This is a genomic window from Bradyrhizobium sp. UFLA06-24 (assembly GCF_054967145.1).
On sequence record NZ_JADFUE010000172.1, the window covers coordinates 1 to 1,952 of the forward strand.

The 1,952-nt window shown below is 62.9% G+C and carries 2 protein-coding genes; both read right to left on the reverse strand.

From position 1 onward, the window contains the following. Positions 1–43 precede the first annotated feature (43 nt). Positions 44–1,609, reverse strand: coding sequence for an IS66 family transposase (tnpC, locus tag IF809_RS38425; protein WP_462840066.1), 1,566 nt, complete (start codon positions 1,607–1,609; stop codon positions 44–46). A gap of 51 nt (positions 1,610–1,660) precedes the next feature. Further along, positions 1,661–1,952: IS66 family insertion sequence element accessory protein TnpB (gene tnpB / locus IF809_RS38430; protein ID WP_462840067.1), on the reverse strand; the 292-nt coding region annotated here is incomplete at its 5' end.

The following is a 1,952-nucleotide window of genomic DNA, read 5'->3' on the forward strand; positions in this document are numbered from 1 at the left end:
TCCTTGAGGGTTACCCTGATCCGGACCGCGGTCGTGTTGAGGCTCATGCCGCCAATCTCGGATCGAGCCCATGCATCGTGTAGGTCGACGCCCAGGGAAGCAGTTCGTCCAGTCGCGCCGCAGGCCAACCATTGACGAGCTTGGCGAGAACGTCAGCGAGCCAGTGCTCGGCGCTGACGCTATTGAGCTTACAGGTTTCGATTAACGAAGCCAGGACTGCCCAATTCTCGGCACCTTCGTCGCAACCGGCAAAAAGGGAGTTCTTGGCATTGAGCTTGATCGGCCGCATCGCTCGCTCGACCGCATTGGTATCCATCTCGATGCGCCCGTCACCAAGGTACAGCGTCAAGCCGTTCCAATGACGCAGCGCATAGCGCAAAGCCTTCGCCGTGTCGCTCTTCTGCGCAAGGTGAGCAAGCTTGGCCTCGAACCACTGCTTCAAGGCTGCAGCCAAAGGCCGGGCATGCGCTTGTCGCCCCGCGCGGCGCTCGTCCGCAGATCGGCCCCGGAGTGCCTTCTCGACCGCGTAAAGCTGGGCGATGCGCTCAAGGGCCTCGCGGGCAACCGGAGCTGGCGCCGGCGCCGCCTCCCGCTCGATCTTCACAAACTGGCGCCGCAGATGCGACCAGCAGAAGGCGAGCGTCCCGGACAGGGCGTCCGCACGCGTCTCTTGGGTCATGGTCTTGTAAGCCTGATAGCCGTCGCAGTGGATGATGCCGCGATAGCCCTCAAGCAGCCGCAAGCCATGAACGGCGCCGCGGCCCGGTGCATAGGCATAGACCACCCCAGGTGGATCAGGTCCGGCCCAAGGCCTGTCATCGCGTGACAGCGCCCAGAAGTAGCCGGTTTTTGTCCTGCCGCGCCCCGGATCCAGCACCGGCGCCGGGGTCTCATCGACACAGAGCTTCGAGGAGGCCAGCAGAAGCTGGCGCAGACGATGCCACAAGGGCTTCAATTCCTGGGCGGCGTAGCCGACCCAGAATGCGAGCGTGGAACGGTCGATGGCGATACCGTGCGTCGCCAGCATCTGCGCCTGGCGGTAAAGCGGCAAATGCCAATGATACTTGGCGTCGATGACATGCGCGACCAGTCGCTCGGTAGGCAATCCTCCCCTGATCAGGCGCTCGGGCGCGGCGTGCTGAAGGACGACGCCATGACAGGCGCGGCAGGCCAGCTTGGGCCGGCGGGTGACGATGACGCGATACTGCGCCGGCACGACGTCTAGCCTCTGGCTCTCATCGTGGCCGATCTCAAAGAGATCGCCTTTGCAGGACGGACAGCAGGTTGCAGCGGGCATCAGGGTCTCGATGATGCGCGGCAAATGCTCCGGCAACTGACCACGATTGGCTCTCCGCTTGGCAGCTCTCTTCCCGCATGTTTTGGGATTGGCACGATCTTCGGCTGCTTCGAGAGCGGCGACGGCCTGATCAATATCCTCCAGAACAAGCTGAAGCTGATCAGCGTCCAGCTTTTCCGAGGACCGACCGAACTGCGCATCCTTCGCAAGCTTGAGCAACCGCTCGAGTCTGGCGCAGCGATCCAGCAGAGCCGCGGCAAAAACACGCAACTCGGCCGGATCGCTCGGCAGCTCGTCAGGCAAATCACTCATTGGCCCGAGCTTGCCATGCTTCGCGTCACGATGCAGCGATGATTTGTATTTCTACGCAAGCGCTTTCGGCTGCGGAATTCGAGGCGCGTGCATGCGCGTCCAATCCATGCCGGCCACTAATGCTGACAGCTGGGCCGCATTCATCCGCATCACACCGGCCACGATGGGTGGCCATTTGAAGCCGCTGCCATCGAGCCGCTTCCAGTACATTACAAGGCCGCTGCCGTCCCAGACGACGATCTTCACCCGATCGGCGCGCTTCGCACGGAACACCACCGCCACGCCCCTCATCGGATCATGGCCCAGCGTCTCCTTCGCCAAAAGCGCCAAGCCCTCCGCACCT